This window comes from Arthrobacter sp. TMT4-20 (assembly GCF_054510775.1).
The window spans coordinates 116,627-139,465 of sequence record NZ_JBTNDW010000003.1 but is presented as its reverse complement, the minus strand read 5'-3'; the positions used below and the strand labels follow the sequence as shown (position 1 = coordinate 139,465).

Annotated in this window: 23 protein-coding genes; 6 read left to right on the top strand and 17 right to left on the bottom strand. The window is 63.1% G+C overall.

Annotated features, from left to right (window positions below; all coding sequences use genetic code 11):
- Window positions 1–222 precede the first annotated feature (222 nt).
- From ccsB to ACX80Z_RS04895, 5 genes are all read right to left on the bottom strand, one after another.
- Window positions 223–1,248, bottom strand: coding sequence for a c-type cytochrome biogenesis protein CcsB (gene ccsB / locus ACX80Z_RS04915; protein WP_019483191.1), 1,026 nt, complete (start codon window positions 1,246–1,248; stop codon window positions 223–225).
- Window positions 1,248–2,981, bottom strand: a complete 1,734-nt coding sequence (gene resB / locus ACX80Z_RS04910; protein WP_459315081.1) for a cytochrome c biogenesis protein ResB — start codon at window positions 2,979–2,981, stop codon at window positions 1,248–1,250. Before resB ends, ccsB begins: the two co-directional genes overlap by 1 nt.
- 32 nt (window positions 2,982–3,013) lie before the next feature.
- Window positions 3,014–3,727 carry a cytochrome c biogenesis CcdA family protein gene (locus tag ACX80Z_RS04905; RefSeq protein ID WP_050994964.1) on the bottom strand — a complete coding sequence of 238 codons (714 nt, stop codon included), beginning with the start codon at window positions 3,725–3,727 and terminating at the stop codon, window positions 3,014–3,016.
- A 99-nt stretch (window positions 3,728–3,826) separates the two neighbouring features.
- A complete protein-coding gene (locus ACX80Z_RS04900) occupies window positions 3,827–4,441 on the bottom strand; it encodes a TlpA family protein disulfide reductase (RefSeq protein WP_019483188.1) in 615 nt (204 codons plus the stop codon).
- 37 nt (window positions 4,442–4,478) lie between these two features.
- Entirely contained in the window at window positions 4,479–5,156 is a 678-nt protein-coding gene (locus ACX80Z_RS04895) for a histidine phosphatase family protein (protein WP_459315080.1), read from the bottom strand.
- 183 nt (window positions 5,157–5,339) lie between these two features.
- On the opposite strand from ACX80Z_RS04895, the gene ACX80Z_RS04890 reads away from it, so the two are divergent.
- Together ACX80Z_RS04890 and ACX80Z_RS04885 are read left to right on the top strand one after the other, a co-directional pair.
- Entirely contained in the window at window positions 5,340–5,888 is a 549-nt protein-coding gene (locus ACX80Z_RS04890; RefSeq protein WP_459315079.1) for a YceI family protein, read from the top strand.
- Window positions 5,889–6,038: 150 nt separating this feature from the next.
- Window positions 6,039–6,680 (top strand): hypothetical protein, encoded by a 642-nt coding sequence (locus tag ACX80Z_RS04885; protein ID WP_459315078.1) that lies wholly within the window; start codon window positions 6,039–6,041, stop codon window positions 6,678–6,680.
- A 35-nt stretch (window positions 6,681–6,715) separates the two neighbouring features.
- Here the strand turns inward: ACX80Z_RS04885 and ACX80Z_RS04880 are convergent, their stop codons facing one another.
- Complete coding sequence (locus tag ACX80Z_RS04880; RefSeq protein ID WP_459315077.1) at window positions 6,716–7,432, bottom strand: redox-sensing transcriptional repressor Rex; 717 nt, start codon at window positions 7,430–7,432, stop codon at window positions 6,716–6,718.
- 130 nt (window positions 7,433–7,562) lie between these two features.
- A complete protein-coding gene (locus tag ACX80Z_RS04875; RefSeq protein ID WP_237715298.1) occupies window positions 7,563–7,844 on the bottom strand; it encodes a glutaredoxin family protein in 282 nt (93 codons plus the stop codon).
- Between the two features lie 79 nt (window positions 7,845–7,923).
- Between ACX80Z_RS04875 and ACX80Z_RS04870 the strand changes: the two genes are divergently transcribed.
- Complete coding sequence (locus ACX80Z_RS04870) at window positions 7,924–8,748, top strand: HAD family hydrolase (protein ID WP_019483182.1); 825 nt, start codon at window positions 7,924–7,926, stop codon at window positions 8,746–8,748.
- Between the two features lie 63 nt (window positions 8,749–8,811).
- Here ACX80Z_RS04870 and ACX80Z_RS04865 read toward each other — a convergent pair whose 3' ends face one another.
- The 4 genes from ACX80Z_RS04865 to ACX80Z_RS04850 form a co-directional block, all read right to left on the bottom strand.
- A complete protein-coding gene (locus ACX80Z_RS04865; protein WP_003792170.1) occupies window positions 8,812–8,910 on the bottom strand; it encodes a 30S ribosomal protein bS22 in 99 nt (32 codons plus the stop codon).
- A gap of 189 nt (window positions 8,911–9,099) precedes the next feature.
- Complete coding sequence (locus ACX80Z_RS04860) at window positions 9,100–9,312, bottom strand: helix-turn-helix domain-containing protein (RefSeq protein ID WP_019483181.1); 213 nt, start codon at window positions 9,310–9,312, stop codon at window positions 9,100–9,102.
- A gap of 183 nt (window positions 9,313–9,495) precedes the next feature.
- Window positions 9,496–9,957: an ArsR/SmtB family transcription factor gene (locus ACX80Z_RS04855; RefSeq protein WP_019483180.1), complete on the bottom strand. Its 462-nt coding sequence runs from the start codon at window positions 9,955–9,957 to the stop codon at window positions 9,496–9,498.
- Between the two features lie 33 nt (window positions 9,958–9,990).
- Entirely contained in the window at window positions 9,991–11,190 is a 1,200-nt protein-coding gene (locus ACX80Z_RS04850) for an acetoin utilization protein AcuC (RefSeq protein WP_459315076.1), read from the bottom strand.
- A gap of 129 nt (window positions 11,191–11,319) precedes the next feature.
- On the opposite strand from ACX80Z_RS04850, the gene ACX80Z_RS04845 reads away from it, so the two are divergent.
- Window positions 11,320–12,732: a TrkH family potassium uptake protein gene (locus ACX80Z_RS04845; protein WP_459315075.1), complete on the top strand. Its 1,413-nt coding sequence runs from the start codon at window positions 11,320–11,322 to the stop codon at window positions 12,730–12,732.
- Window positions 12,725–13,393 carry a potassium channel family protein gene (locus tag ACX80Z_RS04840; RefSeq protein ID WP_019483177.1) on the top strand — a complete coding sequence of 223 codons (669 nt, stop codon included), beginning with the start codon at window positions 12,725–12,727 and terminating at the stop codon, window positions 13,391–13,393. The genes ACX80Z_RS04845 and ACX80Z_RS04840 overlap by 8 nt, the downstream gene beginning before the upstream one ends.
- A gap of 18 nt (window positions 13,394–13,411) precedes the next feature.
- Here ACX80Z_RS04840 and proC read toward each other — a convergent pair whose 3' ends face one another.
- From proC to trhO, 6 genes are all read right to left on the bottom strand, one after another.
- Window positions 13,412–14,257: a pyrroline-5-carboxylate reductase gene (proC, locus tag ACX80Z_RS04835; RefSeq protein WP_459315073.1), complete on the bottom strand. Its 846-nt coding sequence runs from the start codon at window positions 14,255–14,257 to the stop codon at window positions 13,412–13,414.
- A 327-nt stretch (window positions 14,258–14,584) separates the two neighbouring features.
- Window positions 14,585–15,424, bottom strand: a complete 840-nt coding sequence (locus tag ACX80Z_RS04830; protein ID WP_459315072.1) for a sugar phosphate isomerase/epimerase family protein — start codon at window positions 15,422–15,424, stop codon at window positions 14,585–14,587.
- Entirely contained in the window at window positions 15,412–16,422 is a 1,011-nt protein-coding gene (locus tag ACX80Z_RS04825; RefSeq protein WP_459315071.1) for a Ppx/GppA phosphatase family protein, read from the bottom strand. The genes ACX80Z_RS04830 and ACX80Z_RS04825 overlap by 13 nt, the downstream gene beginning before the upstream one ends.
- A 92-nt stretch (window positions 16,423–16,514) precedes the next feature.
- Window positions 16,515–19,277 carry a type I DNA topoisomerase gene (topA, locus tag ACX80Z_RS04820; protein WP_019483173.1) on the bottom strand — a complete coding sequence of 921 codons (2,763 nt, stop codon included), beginning with the start codon at window positions 19,275–19,277 and terminating at the stop codon, window positions 16,515–16,517.
- Between the two features lie 232 nt (window positions 19,278–19,509).
- A complete protein-coding gene (locus ACX80Z_RS04815) occupies window positions 19,510–21,147 on the bottom strand; it encodes a DUF7059 domain-containing protein (RefSeq protein WP_459315070.1) in 1,638 nt (545 codons plus the stop codon).
- Window positions 21,144–22,070 (bottom strand): oxygen-dependent tRNA uridine(34) hydroxylase TrhO, encoded by a 927-nt coding sequence (trhO, locus tag ACX80Z_RS04810; RefSeq protein ID WP_024475524.1) that lies wholly within the window; start codon window positions 22,068–22,070, stop codon window positions 21,144–21,146. The genes ACX80Z_RS04815 and trhO overlap by 4 nt, the downstream gene beginning before the upstream one ends.
- Before the next feature lie 98 nt (window positions 22,071–22,168).
- On the opposite strand from trhO, the gene ACX80Z_RS04805 reads away from it, so the two are divergent.
- Window positions 22,169–22,819 carry a GNAT family N-acetyltransferase gene (locus ACX80Z_RS04805; RefSeq protein ID WP_459315069.1) on the top strand — a complete coding sequence of 217 codons (651 nt, stop codon included), beginning with the start codon at window positions 22,169–22,171 and terminating at the stop codon, window positions 22,817–22,819.
- Window positions 22,820–22,839: the final 20 nt, after the last annotated feature.

The window sequence follows — 22,839 nt, the reverse complement described above, 5'->3', positions numbered from 1 at the left end:
TCGGTCAGGAATCAAGACATTCGAGGGCAACATACAGGGCATGTCCCCCCACCGATTTCCAGGTTGACCCCGCTGGCCCAGGTTGCTCACCACTCCAGGTCTCGCCCCAGTCCAGGGTGCTCACCACACCGGCCCCGCAACGACCGACGGCACACAAAAAAGTGCAGCCACGCCGTGGGCGTAGCTGCACTTTTTGTCTGGTTGCGACCTTGCGGACCCGGTCTAGGCGTAGCTGTGCAGGCCCGAGAAGTAGATGTTCACGATCGTGAAGTTGAAGACGATGCACAGGTACCCGATGATGCAGAGCCAGGCTGCGCGGGTTCCGGTCCAGCCGCGGGTGGCCCGTGCGTGCAGATAGCCCGCGAATACCACCCAGATGACGAAGGTCCACACTTCCTTGACATCCCAGCCCCAGTACCGGCCCCAGGCCTCTTCCGCCCAGATTGCGCCGGCCATCAGGGTGAAGGTCCACATCACGAAGGCGACGGCGTTGATCCGGTAGGACAGGTTCTCCAGGCTGAGCGCCGACGGGACCAGGCGCATGAACGGGGCGCGGTCGGTACCCCCGGCGGCGAGCCTGCGGATCCGGCTGGTCTGAATAAGCTGCAACACCGACATGGCGAACGTCAGGGTGAACAGTGCAGAAGACACCACCGCGACCGATACGTGGATGACGAGCCAGTAGCTCTGCAGGGCGGGAACCACGTTGCCTGCCGGTGTGAAGAAACCGATCGTCGCCGCGCACAGCATCACCAGGGTGAGGCCGACGACGAAGGTCCCGAGGAAACGAAGGTCCTTACGGATCAGGACCAGCAGGAAGACCACCACTACGACGAGCGCTCCGGTGGTGCAGAACTCGTACATGTTGCCCCAGGGCACCCGGTTCGTCGCAAGGCCCCGTGAGATGACACCGGCGGCGTGGATCAGTGCCGCAATCACCGTCAGCACGACGGCGATTCTCGCGAGTTTCCGTCGACCCGCGTAGTCCATAGTGTCATCGGCGGTGGCGTCACCGGCAACGCCAGCTGAACCGGCACGGACGCCTGGGCGGCTGCTCCGGTCTGCGCCCACCAGCGCCATCTGGTCAGCTTCCTGCGCAGCGGCGAGGTTTTCCTCGACCGCCCGGATTCGCTTGCTGCTCTTCACCAGGTCAAGCGTGAAGACAATGAAAGCGACCGTGTAGGTCAGGGCCGCGAGCAGCATGAAACGCTCGCTGAACTCACCCAGAGCCTGGTTGATTGTTTGCATTAGCTGTCCTTACCGTTTCCTACCTGGTGTGATGCGTGTTCGGTGGCCGTACTGTCTGCCGCGTAAGTGGTGGTTTCGCCATTGCCTGATGGCTTGGTGAATCCATCTTGCTCCTTGGTCGGCTCATCCACCAGCCACTGCGCGCGGAGCGCTTTTTCGATTGCGGCGCCCTCGCCGGTCAGGCGGTGGTCTTCGCCGCGGGCCAGCAGCCCATACTCGACCATGGTGCGACCGTCCTCGTGGGTGCCGGTGCGCACCCAGACCCGGCGGCGTCCGATGAACAGTGACGCGCTTAGACCCGCAAGTGCCAGGGAGGAGAAAACCAAGGCTCCCAGCTGGCCCGGATCGTGGCGGATGTCGACCGCAATGTAGCGGTCCAAGCCGTCAAAGGAGACGGACCCCCTGCCATCCGGCAGGTCATAAGTCTGGCCAGCGCCGAGGACGATTCCGCCTTCGTCACTGGTGCGGCTGTTGAGCTCCGTCAGGTCCTCGGTGTCGAGCACGTAAACGCTGCGCGGTTCGCCGTCGTCGAGGCCAAGATCGCCGTAGTAGGAGTTGAGGTTGAGCTGGGGGTTGAACGGATCCGGGTCGCGGGAGAAGGCGACGCCGTCCTCGCCGACAAAAGCGGTGGGAAGGAAGAAGCCGACAAACCCCAACTGGTCCGGGGCGGCGTCGGGAGCCTTGATCACGATGAGGGAGGTGAAGAGCCCATCCTGCGGGATGGTGACAACCGGGCCCTGCATGGCAATGTCTCCGTTGCCGTCACGGACCGTCACTATCGGCGCGTACCCGTTACCGACCAGGTAGACACCCGTGCCGCCGATCTTCAGGGGCGAGTTGACCTTCAGGACCTGCTCGACCTCGTCGGCCTCCGGCCCATCCTTGGTGGTGACGTTGGCGGTGAAGTCGAGCGGCTGGCCGTAGTGAGTTTCCTGCCGGTCGAACTGGACGTCGAAATTGTCCAGTCGCAGCGAATACGGTTCAAGCTGGCCGGCGCTGAAATTGGCCCCGGGGGTGAACGCGTCGTAACCAACCAGGGTATTCACGAAGCTGTCACCTTCAACAATGATCTTCTGCCCGCTGTAGCCAAACAGGCCGCCGACGGCGACTGACACCAGAACACCGATAAGGGAGAAGTGGAAGACGAGGTTGCCGACCTCCTTGAGGAAGCCGCGTTCGGCTCCAACCGAGGGCTGAGCCGATTCTGCGTCCCGGAGGTCCACCCGGTAACCGCGCTTCTTCAGCAAGGCTGCGGCGTCGGCGGCCGCGGACGCCGCGGTGAGCCGGGAGCCATGGGCTTGCGCTCCGGCGGGCAGCACGAGGGTGCCGTAGATCGGCATCCGGGATAGTTTCCGGGGCGTCCGGGGCGGCTTCGACCTCATCGCGCGGCCATGAACCAGCGTGCGCGGGATGACACAGCCGATCAGGGAAATGAACAGCAGCAGATAAATGGCCGAGAACCAGACCGAGGAGTAGACGTCGAACAGCTGGAACCAGTCAAGGATCGGCCCGGTGTCGGGGTTGTCCTGGATGTACTGGGTGACTACTGCGGGGTTTGCCGGGCGCTGCGGGAACAGGGACCCCGGCACGGCGGCGACAGCAAGCAGGAGCAGCAGGAACAGGGCTGTGCGCATGCTGGTCAGTTGGGTCCAGCCCCAGCGGAGGCTGCCGCGGAAGCCGAGCGCTGGCAGCGCGACGTCGGGCTTTCCGCCTTCGGGAGTGTCGGGGGTCATTGTCTGCCCCCTTTCGTTGGGATCAGTTGTCATTAGATGGGGAGGGTCACCCCGCCAAGCCAGTTCTGCAGTTCATTGATCCACAGGGTCCAGACCCCGGTAGCCATGAGCAAGCCGACGACCACCAGCATCCCGCCGCCGAACCGTTGCAGGGACAGCCGGTGTTTCCTGAAGAAGGCCATCGCTCCCATTCCACGTCGCACGCCGAGAGCAATCAGCAGGAAGGGAAGGCCCAGACCCAGGCAATACACGAAGGTCAGTGCTGCGCCCTTCGCCGCGCTGGCGTCGTCGTTGGAGAACGCGAGCAACTGCACAGCAGAGAGAGTGGGGCCGATGCACGGGGCCCAGCCCAACCCGAACGTCAGGCCGAGCAGCGGCGCCCCCCACAGCCCGGTAGGCACCCTGGTCTGCAACTTCTTTTCGGTTTGGAACCAGGAGAATCCACCCATGAAGATGAGTCCCATCAGCACCACCACCAGTCCCATGACGGGGATGAGCCAGCTTTCGGAACCAACCATCCAGGCTCCCAGCTGGCCAAACAGGGCACCGTACGCCATGAAGACCACCGAGAATCCGAACACAAACAGGGCGATCCCGGTCAGCATCCGACCGCGCTTCTGCTGCTCAAGGTCGACACCGGTCAGTCCCGTGACATAGCCCAGATAGCCGGGCACCAGCGGGAGGACACAGGGCGATGCGAAGGACACCAGACCGGCAAGGAGTGCAACCGGCAGGGCAAGCAGCATTGAGCCGTTCAGCACCGTATCGGCGAAGGCGTTGCTGGGGGCAAGCGGAAGGGAGCCGCCGACGACGGCACTCAGGTGGAGGGGAAGATTCACTGTCAGTTACTCGGCCAGTGCTGTTTCGATGAGAGCCCCGAGCGTGGTCTTGTCGGCGAGCCCGAGAATCCGCGCTGACACCCGACCTTCCTTGTCGATCACCAGCGTGGTGGGCACTGCCTGAGGGGGAACATAGCTGGTCATCGCCAGCAGCACCCCGCCGTCCTGATCATCGAGACTCGGGTAGGGAATCTCGAAGCTCCGTTCAAAAGCCTCGGCGGTCTTCTCCGTGTCCCGGATGTTGACCCCGTAGAACCGGGCCCCCGCCGACTGGTACTCGTCGTGCAGCGCCACCAGGTCCGGTGCTTCCTCGCGGCAGGGCGCACAGGCCGCGTACCAGAAGTTCACCACCGTCACATCCCCCACCCAGTCCGCCGAGTCGACGACGGTGCCATCGTATTTCGTGCCGGTAAGCGTGACAGGTTCACCCCGGTCGCCCACGGCATACTCGGTGACCGAGCCGTCGCCGGCAATGTAGTTCTTGTTGTCACCCACGGCCGCCTGCTGAGCCAACGGATCGTCAGCGGCACACGCCGAAAGGGCAATCGCGGCGGACAGCCCAATAGCCAGTGCTGTCCCGAGCCTTTTCGGGCGCCGGGCGGATCGGTCAGAGTTTTTCACAGCTTCTTCCACAGTTCTACAACGTGTAGTAATACTATTATGCTCCCGGCAGGTTTGCCGCACCGGGCAGGAGGTCCGCGCTTGGCTCTTCGTAGCGCACCCCAATCAGGCGCCCGCCGTCGAAGTCCAGGGACGTGATCGAGCTCAACGTGCACTCGCGATCTCGGGGATCGTGCCATAGCCGCCGGTTCTCCGCGGCAAGGCGGGACACCCAGATGGGCAGTTGGTGGCCCACCAGGATTACTTCGGCTGGACCCGCCGACCCATTTGCTTCAGCGAGCGCGACGGCGGCCCGCCGGGCATCACCCACTGCGGCCATCATGCGCTCCACCTGCTGGCTGTACGGCTCACCCCAGGATGGCCGGAATGGGTTGGCCAGCAACGGCCAGTGCCGGGGGTTCCGCAACTGCTGGGCCACCTGGGACATGCCCTCAAATCGGCTGTAGGCCTCAATAACCCTGTCGTCCGTCACAATTTCAAGGCCGAGCCGTTCGGCAATCGGAGCGGCAGTTTCCTGCGCCCGGGTCAGTGGGGACACTACCAACCGGACAACGCTCGCCCCGCCGGCAACCCGGGTCGCAAAGTGACCTGCAACCCGCTGAGCCATCTTTTGGCCCAGCTCCGAGAGGTGAAAATTCGGGAGTCGCCCGTAAAGTACACGCTCTGGATTATGGACCTCGCCATGACGGACGAGGTGGACAGTAGCTAGGGACATAGGACCAGTTTCTCAGAGTTCGGTCGGTCAGCTAAATCCGCCGAAGCCGATCCGGCGCAGATTCATTTGAACATTTAACTAACTTCGGGAATAATCGATGCAAATGCATGTTTATTATAGGTGACGGCCTTCCGGCTGCCACCTACCCATAACCCAGACCGCACCATCATCAGGAGATCCACCATGGCAATTCCTACAGGACTGAACAACGGCACCTGGACCCTCGACGGCTCACACAGCGAGGTCGGCTTCACCGTGCGCCACGCTGGCATCAGCAAGGTACGCGGCAACTTCGACACCGTCGACGCAGCACTTCATGTCGGGTCCTCACTCAGTGACTCCAAGGTCACCGCGACCATCAAGACTGCTTCCTTCAACTCCAACGACGCCAACCGCGACGGCCACGTCCGCGGCGAGGACTTTCTCGACGTCGAGCGTTTTCCCGAAATGATTTTCGAGTCGACCTCCATCGAAGGTTCCGGCGAGACCTACCAGCTCTCAGGCAACCTGACGATCCGCGACGTAACCCTCCCGGTGGTCTTCGAAACCGAATTCAACGGGGTGGCAGTTGACCCCTTCGGCGCAACCCGCGCCGGGTTCTCCGGTCAGACCGTCATTTCCCGCAAGGACTTTGGCCTGACCTGGAATGCCGCCCTCGAAGCCGGCGGCGTTCTGGTCGGCGACAAAGTCACCATCAACCTTGATGCAGCGTTCGTAGCTCCAGCCAAGTAGACCTCCCCAGCCAGCGGCTGCCGCACTCCGTTCTGGAGTTCGGCAGCCGCTGTTGTTTAATCCCCCGGCTGCACAAAGCTCCGCGCTAGGGTTGGCTATGTGGCCCCACAGGGTCTGTATCAACCAGTCTCAAGTGAAGAGGAAACGGCAATGAGCACACCTCCCAATGACCCCCATCCCGGCCAGGACCTGCCACCACGCGATAACGCGGGAGCACAGCAGCCATCCGTCGGACAGAACCCCACCGACGGACAGCCAGCCCCTTACGGCTACCAGAATGCGCAACCCTCCGGCTACAGCTACCCGGGGAATATGAACCAGGTGTCGGTCACCGAGAAGGGCCCTGCGCCGAACGAGGTGGAGCGGGCCTTCTGGCTGATCATCGCCGCCGGCGTGCTCAATTTCCTCGCCAGCATCCTGAGCGTGATGACTACCCCCGTGTCAGGGGCGGGCGCCGGGATCGCCACCGCGCTCGTGCTGGTGTTTGCAACGGTGCTCACGGGCGTCTACATTCTCCTCGCGATCTTCATCCGCAAGGGACATAACTGGGCCAGGATCACAGCCACCGTGTTGGCTGCCCTCTCCGTCCTGTCCTACCTGTTCGGACTGCTGTCCGCTTCGATGCTCGAAGGTAACGAGATGCTGCAGGGGCAGGAACTCATGACTCCGGGTCCGCTGGAAACCGTTCTCACCATCATCGTCACGCTGCTCGGCGTTGCTGGCGTCGTCATGACCTTCCTGAAGCCGGCCCGCCCGTACTTCCAGAAGCAGATCGTTCCGGGCCAGTTCTAGGCCCTCACTCCAGGCGCTCAAAGCGCCTGCACAACCTACTGCGCCGAACGGGTGCGGGTGTCGGCAGCAAGGTCCGGTTCCTGCGCCCGTTGTGCGTGGTAGGCAAGAATCTGCAGTTCGGTGGCCATGTCCACCTTCCGGAGCTGGACACTTTCAGGCACCTGCAGCACTACCGGCGCAAAGCTCAGGATGCTGGTGATTCCTGCATCAACCAACCGGTCGCACAGTGACTGTGCCACTGCTGCGGGAACCGCGAGTACCGCCATGTTGGCCCGGGTCCGTTCCAGGACCTGTTCCAGGTCGGTGATTGGGCTCACCCGTAGCCAGCCCACCTCCGCTCCAACAACCAACTGGTCGGCGTCGAACAGCGAAACAATCTCGAATCCCCTGGATTCGAAACCGGAGTAACCAGCCAGCGCGCGCCCCAGGTTGCCCGCGCCGATGATGGCGACCCGCCAGTCGAGTGTCAGGCCGAGCGCCGCCGAGATCTGCCGGTTCAGGTATTGCACGTCGTAGCCGACACCCCGGGTGCCATAGGACCCCAGATAGGACAGGTCTTTGCGCAGGATGGGCGAATTGACGCCGGCCGCTTCAGCCAGCCGGTCAGAGGACACCCGCTCGGTGCCTTCCGCCAGCAACGAGGTGAGTGCCCGCAGATAGACGGTCAGGCGCGTCAGCGACGCTGACGGGATCTGCCGTGCGGCAGTGCCAGCCCCTGACAGGTGTAGCTCTGGTAGTTCAGGCGTCGTCACTCTCTATCACTCCGTCTGCTGTCCGCCAGCCGCCGTACGGCAGGTCTGCACGACGCCGGACCGGCCGACACCGTGAGTATCTTCACCTTAGGGTGCGGCGCCCGCGACACAAAGCTGGCTTCCCGGCCGATCACTGGGTCAGCAGCCTCCGCAGGCGCGCCTCATCGATCTTCCAGAAATCTCGCTGTACCCCGTCGATAAGCAGGACAGGGATTTCCTCGGCGAACCGCTCCAACAGGTCGGGTGCATCAACTGTCGACAATTCGTGCCAGGGCACTCCCAGCTCTTCGCAGACCGCAGCAACCACCGCCCGCGCAGCAGCGCACAGGTGGCAATCGGGCTTCGTCAACAGCTCGACGACGGGGCTCACCGCACCGTCTGTCGGCATTTCCGGCCGGGGAGGAGAAACCATGTCATCCAAGCTACCGCCTCATCCGGTGCGGCTCGGTATCGGGCCGCACGCCGCGACGCAATTGATTTAGACTCACACTATGTCCGCTGCCAGTACCGGGCCCCTGCGTACCGTTCCAGGGGTAGCCGCCACCCTTCCCGGCCCGGGAGGGGACGCCGCCTTTTTCGACGTCGACAACACGATGATGCGGGGCGCGAGTCTGTTCCATGTGGCCCGGAAAATGTATCAGCGGAAAGCGTTCACCCTGAGGTTCGCCAGCGGCTTGGCCTGGAAACAGCTCCGGTTCGTGATGCGCGGCGAAAATATGACCGACATCAACTCTGTACGCGACGCGGCTCTGGCCTTCGCGATCGGGATCGCGCACGAGGACGTCAAAGCGCTCGGCGAGGAAGTCTACGACGAGATGATCGCGTCCAAGATTTGGCCCGGCGCTCGCGCTTTGGCCGAGCAACACCTGAAATCGGGTCGCCGGGTATGGCTGGTCACCGGCACTCCCGTGGAAGTGGCGAGCGTGATCGCCAACCGCCTCGGACTCACCGGCGCACTCGGCACTGTTGGCGAGGTCGCTGACGGTCTGTATACCGGGAAGCTGGTGGGCGAGTTCCTGCATGGTCCTGCAAAAGCCGTTGCAGTGCGTGCTCTCGCCGAGAAAGAGGGACTGAACCTGCAACGGTGCTGGGGTTACAGCGACTCCTACAACGACATTCCCCTCCTGACTATCGTGGGGCATCCGGTGGCGATCAACCCGGACCGCAAACTCCGGCATCATGCACGGGACAATAACTGGCCGATCTACGATTTCCGCAGCGGCCGCCGGGCCGCGACCCTTGGACTCAAAGCAGCCACCGGGGCGGGCGCCGTGTACGGGCTCTGGCGTGGCTTCACCCGGATGCGCGGAAACTGACCAGCCCCCGTTAACGCCGTTGGGCCCGCCACAGAGGTGGCAGGCCCAACGATGAAACTGTTTTTACTTTTTGTTGCGACGCTGGTGACGAGTCTTGCGAAGCAGCTTGCGGTGCTTCTTCTTGGCCATACGCTTGCGGCGCTTCTTAATTACTGAACCCATAAAGTCCTCACAAACTGATCTTCGGTTTCCGATACACGGCCCGGGTGGGCACGACGATCGGATGCTGACAATAACGCAACTACCTACGCGGATCGGCCTTCTCGCCCTAAGGCGCACAGCCGATAGCGCGTAAAACGCTCCTTAACAGGGTACCGCTAATTAGCCGCGGCCCCGACCGGCCCCGTTGGGCTATCCGGTTTCGGGCTGACCCTCCACCGCCGCACCCCGAACGAACTGTTCAACAGCCGATTCTGGGACCCGGTAGGAACGGCCAAAGCGCACAGCCGGCATCTCGCCTGCGTGAACCAGGCGGTACACGGTCATCTTGGAAACTCTCATCATGTCGGCCACTTCGGCGACGGTCAGAAATTTGACGTCTGAGAAATTGCTCGCGTCTACCATCCCACATTGCTCCTTACACTGAGGTCTGCACCCCCAACGTGTGCAATCTGAGACTAACCACTTGGCAGTCACACGGCGTGCCGTCTTGCAATTCGAAGGTTTACCGCTGCCTCATACTGTAGTGGCTGCTGTGGCTAAAGTGAAAGTGCTGCCGCGCTATCATCCTGGCGCACCACCAACCGGTTAGTCGCGGCGTCGACGCAGCTTCGGCAACTGCGCGAAGAGGTCGGCTGCCCGCTGGCCCGCACGACCGACTGTCCGGCCGAAGGCCTGCTGCCCGGCAGGGTCGATGGCTGGATCGGCCGCTGGATCAACGGCTGCTGCGAGGACTCCCGAGTGGCGAGGCGGAACGACCGCCAGTTCAGGGGCTATCGATGGCTGGGCCGGAAGGTCAAACGATCCGAGCCATAACTCTATTTCGCGCAGCGGAGCCGGGTTCAGGGAGTAGAAGCGGCGCTGCCCCTGCGCACGCATTGAGACCAGGCCCGCTTCACGCAGGACTTTCAGGTGCTTTGATACCGTGGGCTGGCTGACCTCGAGCTCGACCACCAGCTCACCGACCGCTTTGTCTCCGGCGCGTAACGACCCGAGAATCTCGCGGCGGGTACCTTCAGCCACGACTGCGAACACATCCTCGATTACCATTCCATTACCCTAACGACATATACGCAATCGGTGCTAGTCGAACCATGGATCAAGTCCGTGGAGCGGGAAAACCGCCTTACGGGTGGCCATCACGGTGCGGTCAAGGTCATCGTTCGGGTCGTAGCCAACTTCCCAGGACCGCCACCAGGTGTCGGCGCCGTCACCCATTAACAGCGGCACCTCGGCACCGTAGTGCTCAAGCACATAGGAACGCCACGATTCCGGGACCGCGGTCTTGGGCCCTATCGGCGCCCCGGCAGCAACGGCAATCAGAGTGGACCATGCCCGGGGGACGACACTGGTGACGTTGTATCCGCCTCCCCCCGTGGCAATCCACCGTCCCTCACAGATGCGGGACGCGAGGTCACGGATGCTGACTGCCATCTCGCGCTGCGCATCGATACTGATCCTGAGATTGGTCAGCGGGTCGTCCACATGGCTGTCACAACCGTGCTGGCTCAGAATGACCTCCGGTTGGAAAGCTTCGGCGAGTGGCGGGACCACCGAGTGGAAGGCCCGGAGCAGGCCACCATCCCCGGCGAGAGTCGGAAGCGCCACGTTCACCGCATAGCCCTCCGCCCCTACGCCGCCCGTTTCATTGGCGAACCCGGTCCCGGGGAACAGGCTCATCCCCGTTTCGTGAAGGGAGATGGTCATGACACGTGCGTCATCGTAGAAAATGTTCTGCGTGCCGTCCCCATGGTGGGCGTCAACGTCGATATACAGGACCCGCTGTGTGCCAGCGTCGAGCAGGCGTTGGATCGCCGCGGCGGCGTCGTTGTAGATGCAGAATCCACTGGCCATCGACCGGCTCGCGTGGTGCATGCCGCCGCCGAAATTCACCGCATGCACTGTCCGCCCGGACAACACAGCGTCGGCGGCAGCCAGCGACCCGCCGACCAGACGTGCGCTCGCATCGTGCATTCCCGGGAACGCCGGGTTGTCTGCCGTTCCCAGACCCAGTGCCTGATCGGCCTGATCCGGATTGGTATCAGCAGTCCGCACAGCGGTGATGTAGTGGGAACTGTGAACGGTTCCCAACTCCCCGTCGGTCGCCACGAATGGTTCAGCGACCGTCACCCCATCCCGGTCGAACAAACCCAGGTCCGAAGCGAGGCGCGCCGTAAGGGCCAGCCGCTGTGGGTTCATCGGATGCGTGGGACCGAAGTTGTACGCCAGCATGGATTCGTCCCAGACAACACTGGTGGGGAACGACGCGGATTCGCTACTCATCACTCACAGGCTACGTGATTTAGTGGGCGCTTGGACACGCTGGCCCGATGAAAGTGGTTTACTACTCGGAGGGCATTTGGAGCGATCCATCCGAAGTCGAGACCGCGGAACCGGGGCAAAGCGAGCGCAATGGCAAGATCACAGCCATCCTGGCTGCGGGAAGAGCAGAGCGTATACCTGAGGGTGCTGGCTCGCATCCGGGATTTCATCGATGGAGTGGCCAACAGCTCCCCCGCTCGCGTCGCCCTGATCATCTTTTTTAGCGTCATCCTCATCTTCACCGTGCTCCTCAGCTTGCCGGTCGCTTCCAGCGACGGTGTCGCCGCTCCGCTGCACGATGCCCTGTTCACCGCGGTTTCGGCGGTTTGCGTGGTCGGTCTGACAGTGGTTTCAACCGCCGCCTATTGGTCCTTCTTCGGGCAACTGGTGATCCTGATCGCCATCTTCGTCGGCGGCCTGGGCACCCTCACTCTCGCATCGCTGCTCGCGCTGATGGTGAGCAAGCGGCTCGGTGTGCGTGGGAAGCTGCTAGCCCAGTCCGCGCTGAACAACGCCTCCCGCCTCGGCGAGGTGGGAACACTGCTGCGCATCGTGATCACCACATCGGTGGTCGTGGAGATTGTGCTCGCCCTGATGCTGATCCCCCGATTCATGGTGCTTGGAGAACCGTTCTGGCTCGCCGTATGGCATGGGGTGTTCTATTCGATTTCCGCTTTCAACAACGCAGGGTTCACGCCGCACTCGGATGGCCTGGTCCCCTACGAGACCGATCTTTTCATTCTGATACCCATCATGATCGGCGTGTTTCTGGGCAGCCTCGGCTTTCCCGTCATCCTGGTCCTCATCCAGTACCGTCTCAGGGTCCGTAAATGGAGCCTGCACACCAAGCTGACCGTCAACGTCTCGCTGATCCTGCTGGTAGCCGGGGCAATTGCCTGGGGCGCAATGGAATGGTCCAACAGCCGGACCATCGGCGGATTCAGCAACAGCGACAAGGTGATCCATGCCCTGTTCGCCTCAGTGATGACCAGATCGGGCGGGTTCAACCTGGTGGACCAGGCCGAAATGGGGTCGGCCACCATGTTGCTGACCGATGCACTCATGTTTGCGGGTGGCGGGTCCGCTTCCACCGCTGGCGGCATCAAGGTCACGACGATCGCCGTCATGTTCCTCGCCATCGTGGCCGAGGCACGCGGCAACTCGGATGTGAAGGCCTACGGGCGTAAGATTCCCGAAGGCGTCATGCGGGTGGCCATCTCAGTGATCTTTATGGGCGCGACCCTGGTCCTCGTTGCCACGGGGGTTCTGCTGTGGATGACCGAGGAGGACCTTAACCGGGTGCTGTTCGAAGTGATTTCAGCGTTCGCCACCTGCGGGCTCAGCACCAACCTCAGTGCTGAATTGCCGCCGGAAGGAAAATACGTCCTGTCCGCACTGATGTTTGCCGGCCGCATGGGAACCATCACCCTGGCATCTGCACTGGCCCTCCGGCAGCGCAGCACCTTGTACCACTACCCTGAAGAGAGGCCGATCATTGGCTGAGAGACCAGCACATAACGCACCGGTACTGGTGATCGGCTTGGGCCGCTTCGGTTCAGCGACGGCCGACCAGCTGGTCAAGCAAGGCCGTGAGGTTCTGGCGATCGAACGCGACACCCAGCTTGTCCAGAAGTGGTCGGGGGTGCTCACCCACGTCGTTGAGGCAGACGCCACCAACATCGATGCCCTCCGCCAGCTCGGCGCGCAGGAGTTCAGCGCCGCCGTCGTCGGCGTTGGCACCTCGATCGAATCGAGCGTGCTGATCACCGCCAACCTCGTGGACCTCGGTATCGACCATCTGTGGGTCAAGGCGATCACCCCGGCGCACGGCAAGATCCTCAAACGCATTGGCGCTAACCACGTCATCTACCCCGAGGCCGACGCCGGTGTGCGTGCAGCTCACCTGGTCGGCGGGCGGATGCTCGACTTCATCGAGTTCGACGACGGTTTCGCGATCGTCAAGATGTACCCGCCGAAGGAAACCCAGGGTTTCACGCTGGGCGAATCGGCGGTGCGGTCCAAGTACGGCGTCACCGTTGTCGGCGTGAAGTCGCCAGGAGAGGACTTCACCTACGCCCGGCCAGACACCAAGGTGAGCAGCCGGGACATGTTGATCGTTTCGGGCCACGTTGACCTGCTGGAACGGTTCGCTGCCCGCCCTTAGGCCCGGGGCGTGGGCCTGCTAGGAGTCCAGCTCCTCGGTGATGGTCTGGGCACGGTTGCTGGCGGCCCGGGCTCCGGCGGCAATGATGGCCGGCAGATCCAACCGGTCGAATGTCGCGATGGCCTGCTCGGTGGTGCCGTTGGGGCTGGTGACGGCTCGCCGCAGGGCGGTGGGGTCCGCATCCCGCTCCGCGAGCATGAACCCGGCGCCGGCCACCGTTTCTGTGGCCAGGATTTTCGCCAGCCCTGGGTCAAGCCCCAGTTCCACACCCGCGGCGGCCATAGCCTCCGCCAGATAAAACACATAGGCCGGGCCCGAGCCGCTGACGGCTGACAACGCATCCACCTGGTCCTCAGGGATATCGACGACGGTACCCGCGGAGCCGAGAATGTCCCGCGCCTGCGTCATAAGTGAGGCGTCCGCGTGGCTACCGGCCGAGATGGAGAGCACTCCCCTGCCCAGCCGGGATGGGGTGTTGGGCATCGAACGGATCACCGGCTGACCCTCGGGAAGCGCAGCTTCGAGCATCGCCAGGGAAATGGCTGCCGCAACGCTGATGACCGTCGTCGTCGGCCGCAGCGCTGGACCGATTTCCCGGGCCAGGGCGATCGTTCCGACCGGTTTGACCCCCATGATGACGACGTCGGCCCCCGCGGCTGCAGTGCGGTTGGCGTCAGAGTCCTCAGCGGTCGCCAACACGGTAATGCCGTGCACGCGGCGCAGCCCGGCCGCACGTTCGGCACTCCTGACGGTCGCCGTCACCCGCTCCGGTGACATGCCACCGGCGAGCAGACCGCCGAGGATCGCCTCGTTCATAGAGCCACAGCCGAGGAAGGAAATCGTTGGTTTAGTCACGTTGGTCATGATTCCATCCTGCCACGGACGAATTCCCAGCGTTATCCCAGCTAACGGCGGTACTTTTTCGGCGAAATATCAGTACACTCGTTATTACCTCATAAAGGTGCGAGAGATGACGACCGGACTTCCTTGGTCTGGTCTTCAGGTGCCGGTGAGCGACACAGGTTAGCCCCCCACTTTCCTGGACAGCTCACCGGCGCCGTCCTTTAAGCTCTCCCGCACCCTGGGCCGGATCCGCCGTCCACACACCCGACTACCAGCATCCTCCCGGCTAACTCACAACTAGCGGGCCTAATGTTGGTAACACCTCCTAGAGGAGCGAGTGATGAACCGTCAGGTTTCCTTGGCCTGACCCAGGTGCCGTCGAGCGAAAGCAAGTGTTTCCCCCAACCACTTGTCCCGCTCGTCGGCACCTTTCGCTTTTCTCGTGCTTACTTCGACCGCCACAACCCCGGTGAAACCTGAATTGACCAGAAACTCCAGCGATTCCGCACAGCGTTGAGTCCCCTGGCCGGGCAACAAATGTTCGTCTCTACCGTTGGGGGTGCCGTCGGTCAGATGGACGTGCGACAGCCGGTCGCCGAGTGTCCGCATTTCCTCCAACGAGTCCATCCCGGCTATTGCGGCGTGCGAGAAGTCCCAGGTGATCGCCTCATAGGATTGCGGCACCGGATTCCAGTGCGGCAGATACGCTTTCGCTTCACGCCCACGGACCCGCCACGGGTACATGTTTTCCACGGCAACGGTGATCCCGTACTCAGCCGTGATGCGCTGCACCCCCTCGGCGAAGTTCTCCGCGTAGCCACTCTGCCAGCGGAAGGGCGGGTGCACCACGACGGTCCCAGCACCCACCTCGGCTGCCATCGCCGCTGACATTTCCACCTTCGTCCATGCCTTGCCCCACACCTGCTGGGTCAGCAGCAGGGTTGGGGCGTGAATGGCGACGATCGGCTGGCCATACTGCCGGCTGAGTGCGCTGAGCTTGTCGGGGTTCTGGCTCACATGGTTGTTGGTGACCATCACCTCAACCCCGTCGTAGCCGAGGCTGCGGGACACCGCGAAAGCCTCATGGACGGCCAGTGGGTAGACTGACGCGCTGGACAGCGCCACGCGCACCCCCTGGTTCCCCTCCGGCGCGGCCCCCTCGTTCACAGCGCCGCTCATCCTGCCCATGGCTCGTCCTGTAGGGCGGAACTCAGTTTGACGTGCCCGACGCCGACGGCGGGCATCGGTTCCTGCGCCTCGAACATCAAGGTGTCGAACCGGCGCAGCAGCAGACCCTCACGCAGGGCCCACGGGCAGATCTTGACGCTGTTGACCTTGAACACCTCCAGGGCTGCCTCGGCCACCAGGGCACCCGCGAGGACCTGCGGCGCCCGGGTTTCCGAGACGCCGTCGAGGTTCACCCGGTCCTTTACCGACATGGCCGCCAATCGCTTGGTCCATAGGGACAGGTCTTCCAGCCGGAGTTCGCGCTGGACGAACGGTCCGGCCGCTGAGGGGGCGGCTCCGGCCAGACGGGCGAGTGATCTGAACGTCTTCGATGTGCCTGCCACCAGTTGCGGTTCTCCGAGGGACTTGAATTCGGCCGCGGCGTCCTTCATGGTTGCGCGGATGTAGCGGCGGAGGTTCTTCACGCTTTTGGCTGTCGGGGGGTCATCGTTGAGCCAGTCGCGGGTGAGCCGGCCAGCTCCCAGGGGCACGGAAATCGCCACCTCGGGCAGTTCGTCCTCGCCCATCGCCATCTCGAATGAGCCGCCGCCGATGTCCAGGTTGAGGATGGACCCGGGGCTCCAGCCATACCAGCGGCGAACCGCCTGGAAGGTCATTGCCGCTTCCTGATCGCCGGAGAGTTCCTGGAGTACCACAGCGGTTTCCGCTTTGACCCGCTGCAGCACGGCCTCACCGTTTGCCGACTCGCGGATTGCTGAGGTGCAGAACGCGAGGAAGTCCTCAGCACCATGCCGGCTCGCGAATTTTCGTGCATCCTTGACGAAATTGATCAACTCACGCTGACCGCGATCGCTGATGGCGCCTTCGCTGTCGAGGTGAGCGACAAGCTGGAGCGGCCGCTTGTGGGACGCAAAAGGCACCGGGCGTGCCCCGGCGTGGGCATCCACCAGGAGCAGATGCACAGTATTTGATCCGATATCCAAGACGCCTAGACGCATGATTCCATTATTCTCGTCGATACTTTCGTTGACGACGCGCCCCACGGCGTCCTATTACTAGTGGCGGACCCCGAAGGGCCCGTCATCAGACCCTACTTCCGTGCAGCGACCTTGCGTTTGGCGGGCGCGCGACTGGCAGTCTTCTTCGGAGCCGGCCCCTTGGCCCGCTTGTCCGCCAACAGCTCGAGTGCCAGTTCGCGGGTCAGTTCCTCAATGGCCATTGACCGCGGCACGGTGATGTTCGTGACCCCGTCGGTGATGTACGGGCCGAACCGGCCGTCTTTGACCACTACCGGCTTCTCGGACACCGGATCATCGCCGAACTCGGCCAGCGGCGGCGCGGCCGTCCTCCCGCCACGCTGCTTGGGCTGGGAGTAGATCTCCAGCGCCTGTTCCAACGTGATGGTGAAAATCTCCTCCTCCGACCCGATGGACCGCGAATCGGTCCCCTTCTTCAGGTACGGACCGAACCGGCCGTTCTGCACGGTGATCTCCTTGCCCTCGGCGTCAACGCCAAGAACCCGCGGAAGATTCATGAGCTTCAGGGCGTCCTCGAGAGTCACCGTGTCCAGCGACATTGAAGCGAACAGGGACCCTGTGCGGGGTTTCTCTTTGGTCGGCTTTTTCGGCGGCTTCGGTTTCCCGTTCTTGTAATACTCGACCGGCTGCTTGGCGAGCTCCTCTTCGGTGACCTCCGGGATGAGCTCAATCACGTAGGGACCATACCGGCCGTCCCGTGCCGCGATGGAGCGCCCCGTGTCCGGATCCTCGCCGAGGATCCGTTCCTCAGTGCCGGAGGTGTTCATCAGCTCGATAGCTTTCTCGACAGTCAGCTCATCGGGGGCCAGGTCCTCAGGAACGTTGGCGCGCTGCGGTTCGGTTCCCTCTTCAGCATCAGCGGGGAGCGGCTTCTCCAGGTAGGGCCCGAACTTGCCGACGCGCAGTGTGATGCCTTCGGCGATCTCAATGGAGTTGATTTTGCGCGCGTCAATCTCGCCGAGGTCGTTCACGATGGTGTGGAGCCCGGTGACCTTGCGGTCCCCGTAATAGAAGTGGTTCAGCCAGTCGACCCGGCCAGCCTCACCGCGGGCAATGCGGTCCAGGTCCTCTTCCAGCTCCGCAGTGAAGTCGTAGTCGACGTAGTCGTGGAAGTGCTCCTCCAGAAGCCGGACCACCGAGAAAGCGATCCAGCTGGGGACCAGCGCCTGCCCGCGGGTCCGCACATATCCACGATCCATGATGGTGGAGATGGTTGCGGCGTAGGTTGAGGGCCGGCCAATACCCAGCTCCTCCAGGACTTTCACCAGCGAAGCTTCAGTGAAACGAGGCGGCGGTGAGGTTTCATGCCCGACGGCGTTGACCTCCTCCGCCCCCAACTTGTCACCCGCGGCGAGGTTGGGAAGCCTTGCTTCCTGCCCGCCATCGGCCGAGGCATCCTGCTCATTGCGCCCGGCATCCTTACCTTCCTCATATGCAGCCATGAAGCCGCGGAAGGTGATGACCGTGCCGGAGGCCGAGAATTCAGCGTCACGCGTCTTTCCGTCCGGGCCGGCCGCGAGGGCACCCAACCGGAGGGTCGCCGTCGAACCCTTTGCATCAGCCATCTGGGAAGCGACCGTGCGCTTCCAGATGAGTTCATACAGCCGGAATTCTTCGCCGCGAAGTTGTCCAGCGACCTGCGCTGGGGTGCGGAAGGAGTCACCGGCGGGGCGGATCGCTTCGTGGGCTTCCTGGGCGTTCTTGGACTTGCCCTTGTACACGCGGCGGGCGTCCGGGACATATTCAGCACCGTACAGTTCGGATGCCTGGCGGCGGGCAGCGTTGACGGCCTGGTCCGAGAGGGCTGGCGAGTCGGTTCGCATGTACGTGATGTAGCCGTTTTCGTACAGGCGCTGGGCAACCTGCATGGTGACCCGGGAGGAGAACCGCAGCTTGCGGGCTGCTTCCTGCTGCAGGGTCGAGGTAGTGAACGGCGCTGCCGGCCGGCGGGTGTAGGGCTTGGTGTCGACCGAGCGGACCGCAAACTCTGCGTCCTGCAGTTCGGCCGCCAGCGATTCAGCGGTTTCGGCGTCGAGCCGTGCCACCGTCGATGACTTCAGCTCTCCGAGGTCGGTGAAATCCTTGCCTGTCGCCACCCGAGAACCGTCGAGGCTGACGAGTTTGGCAGCGAAGGACTGACGCTCGTCACCGCTCTGCGGTGAGAAGGTGCCGGTAAGGTCCCAGTAGGACGCTGCACGGAAGGCCATCCGTTCGCGCTCGCGTTCGACGACGAGCCGGGTGGCGACCGACTGTACCCGGCCGGCTGAGAGGCCGCGAGCCACTTTGCGCCACAGTACTGGTGAGATTTCGTAGCCGTACAGCCGGTCCAGGATCCGCCGGGTCTCCTGGGCGTCGACCATCGGAATGTCGAGTTCGCGCATTTCCAGGAGCGCCCGCTGAATGGCTTCCTTGGTGATTTCGGGGAAGGTCAGCCGGTAGACCGGGACCTTGGGTTTGAGCACCTCAAGCAGGTGCCAGGCGATTGCCTCACCCTCGCGGTCACCGTCAGTTGCGAGGTAGAGGGCTTCGGCGCCCTTGAGCGCCGCCTTCAGCTCGGCGACTGTCTTCTTCTTGTTGGCCGAGACCACATAGTAGGGCTCGAAGTCATTGTCGAGGTCCACCGCGAACTTGCCGACACCGGTCTTTTTCAGCTCGGCGGGCAGGTCTGAGGGCTGGGGAAGATCCCGGATGTGCCCCATGGACGCCGTGACCTCGAAGCCCTCGCCGAGATAACCAGCAATGGTCTTGCTTTTTGCGGGTGACTCAACAATGACGAGCTTGCGGCCGGGCTTCTTGTCCGTTGCCTTAGTGGGCACTTCTCTCCTATATATAGGTCCGCTGAGCTGATGGCGTTTCAGCGGTCTTCGTAACGGGGCGGCTCAGGCTATGAGCCCCCATACCCTTCACAGTATGCGGCATGCCTTCCTGCAATAGGGTAACGGCTTCGGTGTACCGGTGGTCACAAAAGGGGGATAACTGTGCACAACCTCTCCTCGCCGGGGCTGCCCGGCACCCGGGCTGGCGGCCGGGATCGGTGGCCTTCCTGCGTTAGTTGGCTGCTGCCGGAATCAGGAATCCGTCCAGGACAAGCTCTCTCACGTCGGACAGCAGCGCGGCCCGGAAGGCGTCGTCGTCCTGGCCAAGGAGGGCGCTGAGAGCCATTACGATCTGACCGGCCGAGAGGTCACCGTCGCAGGCGGAAACGAAGCCCGCCAACTCGGTGCTCAGCAGGTTGGTGCGCCGGAAGCCAGCACCTTGCCGGAGCAGGATCACTCCGGGGTGTTCGGCGCCCGGGCGCTGGTGGCGTTCCTCGGTGACGTCGTCGGCCACCAGCAAATGTTGCTCGGGTAGGTCACCGGCGTGCTCGACGGCCCAGTCGTACCTGCCCATGCCGGCGGCGAAGTGCGGGGCAATCGGTTGCTCCAGCGCGTGCGTGATCTCCTCGAACCGACGGAGCGGCACCTCCGGTGCTGAGGCAGCCTGGTGGATGGCGGGCTGGCCGGTGCGCGGCACTCCTTGCGTGCGAAGCAGCACCGCGCCGAAGCCGACTGATTCAACGTTGCGGGACCGGAAGTCGTCGACGTAGGCCGCGTAGCGGTCAACGAACGCGTCCGGATCACGGGTTTCGGCGGCGTCCCGCAGCCAGGTCAGCGCGTAGCCCGACGGCGTCAACTGTTCCCGCTGCAGAACCCAGCAGTCCACACTGGCGGGAAGCCAGGACTCGATCCGATCGTGCCATCTCGCCCCGGAGGTAATTTCCCAGTTGCCCAACAGCTGGGCCGTGCCACCCGGGGTGAGGACGGAAGGTAGTTCCCTGAACAGTGTCGAGACGATATCGTCGCCGGGCAGCCCGCCATCACGGTAGGTGAACTGGCTATCAGCGGTTTCCCCCGGGCGACGGGGCGTGATGACGAACGGAGGGTTGGAAACTGCCAGGTCGAACGTTTCGCCGGTTACCGGATCGAGGAGGCTGCCTTGCCGGAGGGTGACCCGGTTTCCGAGGTCATCGGGGTCCAGCCCTAACCCTTCAGAATTCAGGAGCAGGTTGAAACGGGTAAACGCAAGCGCTCGAGCCGAAATATCGGTGGCAGTGACATGCCGAACATGGCCAAGGAGGTGGAAGGTCTGGATGCCGCACCCGGTGCCGAGATCCAGGGCACGGTCCACGACAGGCCGGACCGTCAGTTGGGCCAGGGTGCGAGAAGCCTGGCCGATACCGAGGACGTGATCGCGGCGGAGCACCCCGGGCCGCTGATGTTGGCCCAGGTCGCTGGCCACCCACAGATCGCCCCCGGCGTCGGAGGTGTAGGGACGGAGGTCGACAACCGCCCGCCAGCCGTCCGCACCATCCCGTTCAGCCAGCCCCAGCTGGCCCAGCCCGACTGGTGTGGTTCGGGTGAAGGCTTCGCTGAGTTGGGCTTCGGGTACCGTTTCGCCGAGCAGCCACAGCAGTACCGCAGCAGTGGGTTCATCCCCGGCTGCTGTGTCCGCTTGCCGACAGGCGAGGAGCGCGGGGATCAGCTGATCCTTCTCGAGCGACTCCCAGGCTTCGACACCGATGAGCCCGGCGACGCCGTCGGGCGTGTAATTGAGTGACTGAAGGTCGGCGGTGAGGGCCGCCAGGAGCGCCTTGTCACTGCTGAGCGGTGCATCAGGGACATCGCTGGTGAACTCGGCATGCCTCACGCAGCACCCGCGGCGGTTGCCTCGGCCTCATCGGATTCGCAGCCCTGAGGGCAGCGCAGCGTCGATGGGGAAGCGGCGCAGTCCGCACAGTACAGGGTCAGATTGCGGCAGGCGAGGTTGGAACAGTTCTCGAACTTGTTCGTCGGTGTCTCACAGCGAACACACTTGCCGATGGTTTTTGCATCCTGTGAAAACTCGATGTGCATGCGCTTGTCGAAAACATACAGGGACCCCTCCCAGAGGCCCGAGTCACCGTACTCCTCCCCGTACCGCACGATTCCGCCATCCAACTGGTACACCTCGGTGAAGCCGCGATTGATCATCAGGCTGGACAGAACTTCGCAGCGGATCCCCCCGGTGCAGTAGGTGACCACCGGTTTGTCTTTCAGGTCGTCATACCGACCAGAGTCGAGTTCATTGACGAAGTCCTGGGTGGTCGCGACATTCGGGACGATCGCGTTTTTGAACCGGCCGATCTGCGCCTCCAGCGCGTTGCGACCGTCGAAAAAGACCACTTCCTCACCACTGGCCTTTTTGGCATCGACCAGGCGGTGCAGTTCCGCGGGTTTCAGGTGCGTGCCGCCACCCAGAACGCCGTCCTCGTTGACTTTGAGCTCCGCGGGGGCGCCGAAAGACACGATTTCGTCTCGTACCTTGACGCTGAGCCGGGGAAAGTCAGCTGCCCCGCCCTCGGACCACTTGATGTCCATCTTTTTGAAGGCCGGATACTCGCGGGTTGCCTTCACATACTGCTTCATGGCGTTCAATTCGCCGCCGACGGTTCCGTTGATCCCGTCCTTCGACAGCAGGATTCGGCCCCGGAGCCCGAGCTTCTCGCAGAGTGCCCGCTGCCAGAGTCGGACGGCCTCCGGATCGGGTAGCGGGGTGAAAGCGTAATACAGCACAATGCGGTTCATGGACACGCAGTCAAGCATAACGGTCCGCCCTCGGTGAGGTCTCGAATCGACTACGGCTTCGGTGTCCTATGTTCAATACCAGCCACAAAGCCTAAGGTCATTTCATGAGTGCACATCTCTCCGAAGAATTGCTGAAGACGTGGATCTCCGGTTGGTCCTCCTGCCGGGGCTATCAGCCGCACGACGATGGCCGCACGGTGTCCGTATCCCTCACGGATCACGGCAATCAGCAGGAGCACTTCTTGTATGAACCCACCGACGAATTGGCACTCTCGCTCGCAACTGAAACCAGAGCCGACCCGAATCGTCTCCTCACCGTGGTGACCACCCGGATGGACGAACTACTCGGCCTACTCAGCCCGTTGGGCCTGAGGGTGATTGACAACCATCAGGCACTGATGACCGTGAACATGGACGGTCAGGACGTCGAGGACCCTCGCCCGCCTGATGAGGTGTTCTCCATTACCCACCTTCGTGAGCCAACCTGTCGCCGGGTCATCGTGACCGCCGACGGTGAGGAGGCGGCCCGCGGATCAGTCGCAGTGGAACAGGGCTTCGCCGTCTATGACCGCATCATGACGAGTGAACAGTTCCGTCGTCGCGGGCTCGGCAGCTACGTGATGCGTGCGCTTACCTCGGCGGTGCTGGAAGACGATGTGGAACACGGGCTGCTCATGGCGTCGGCTGACGGCCAGCAGTTGTATCAGTACCTGGGCTGGCAGCATCTCGCCGACGTCTTCGTGGTTCGCGCCTAACCTACCTTTTCTGGTTTCCC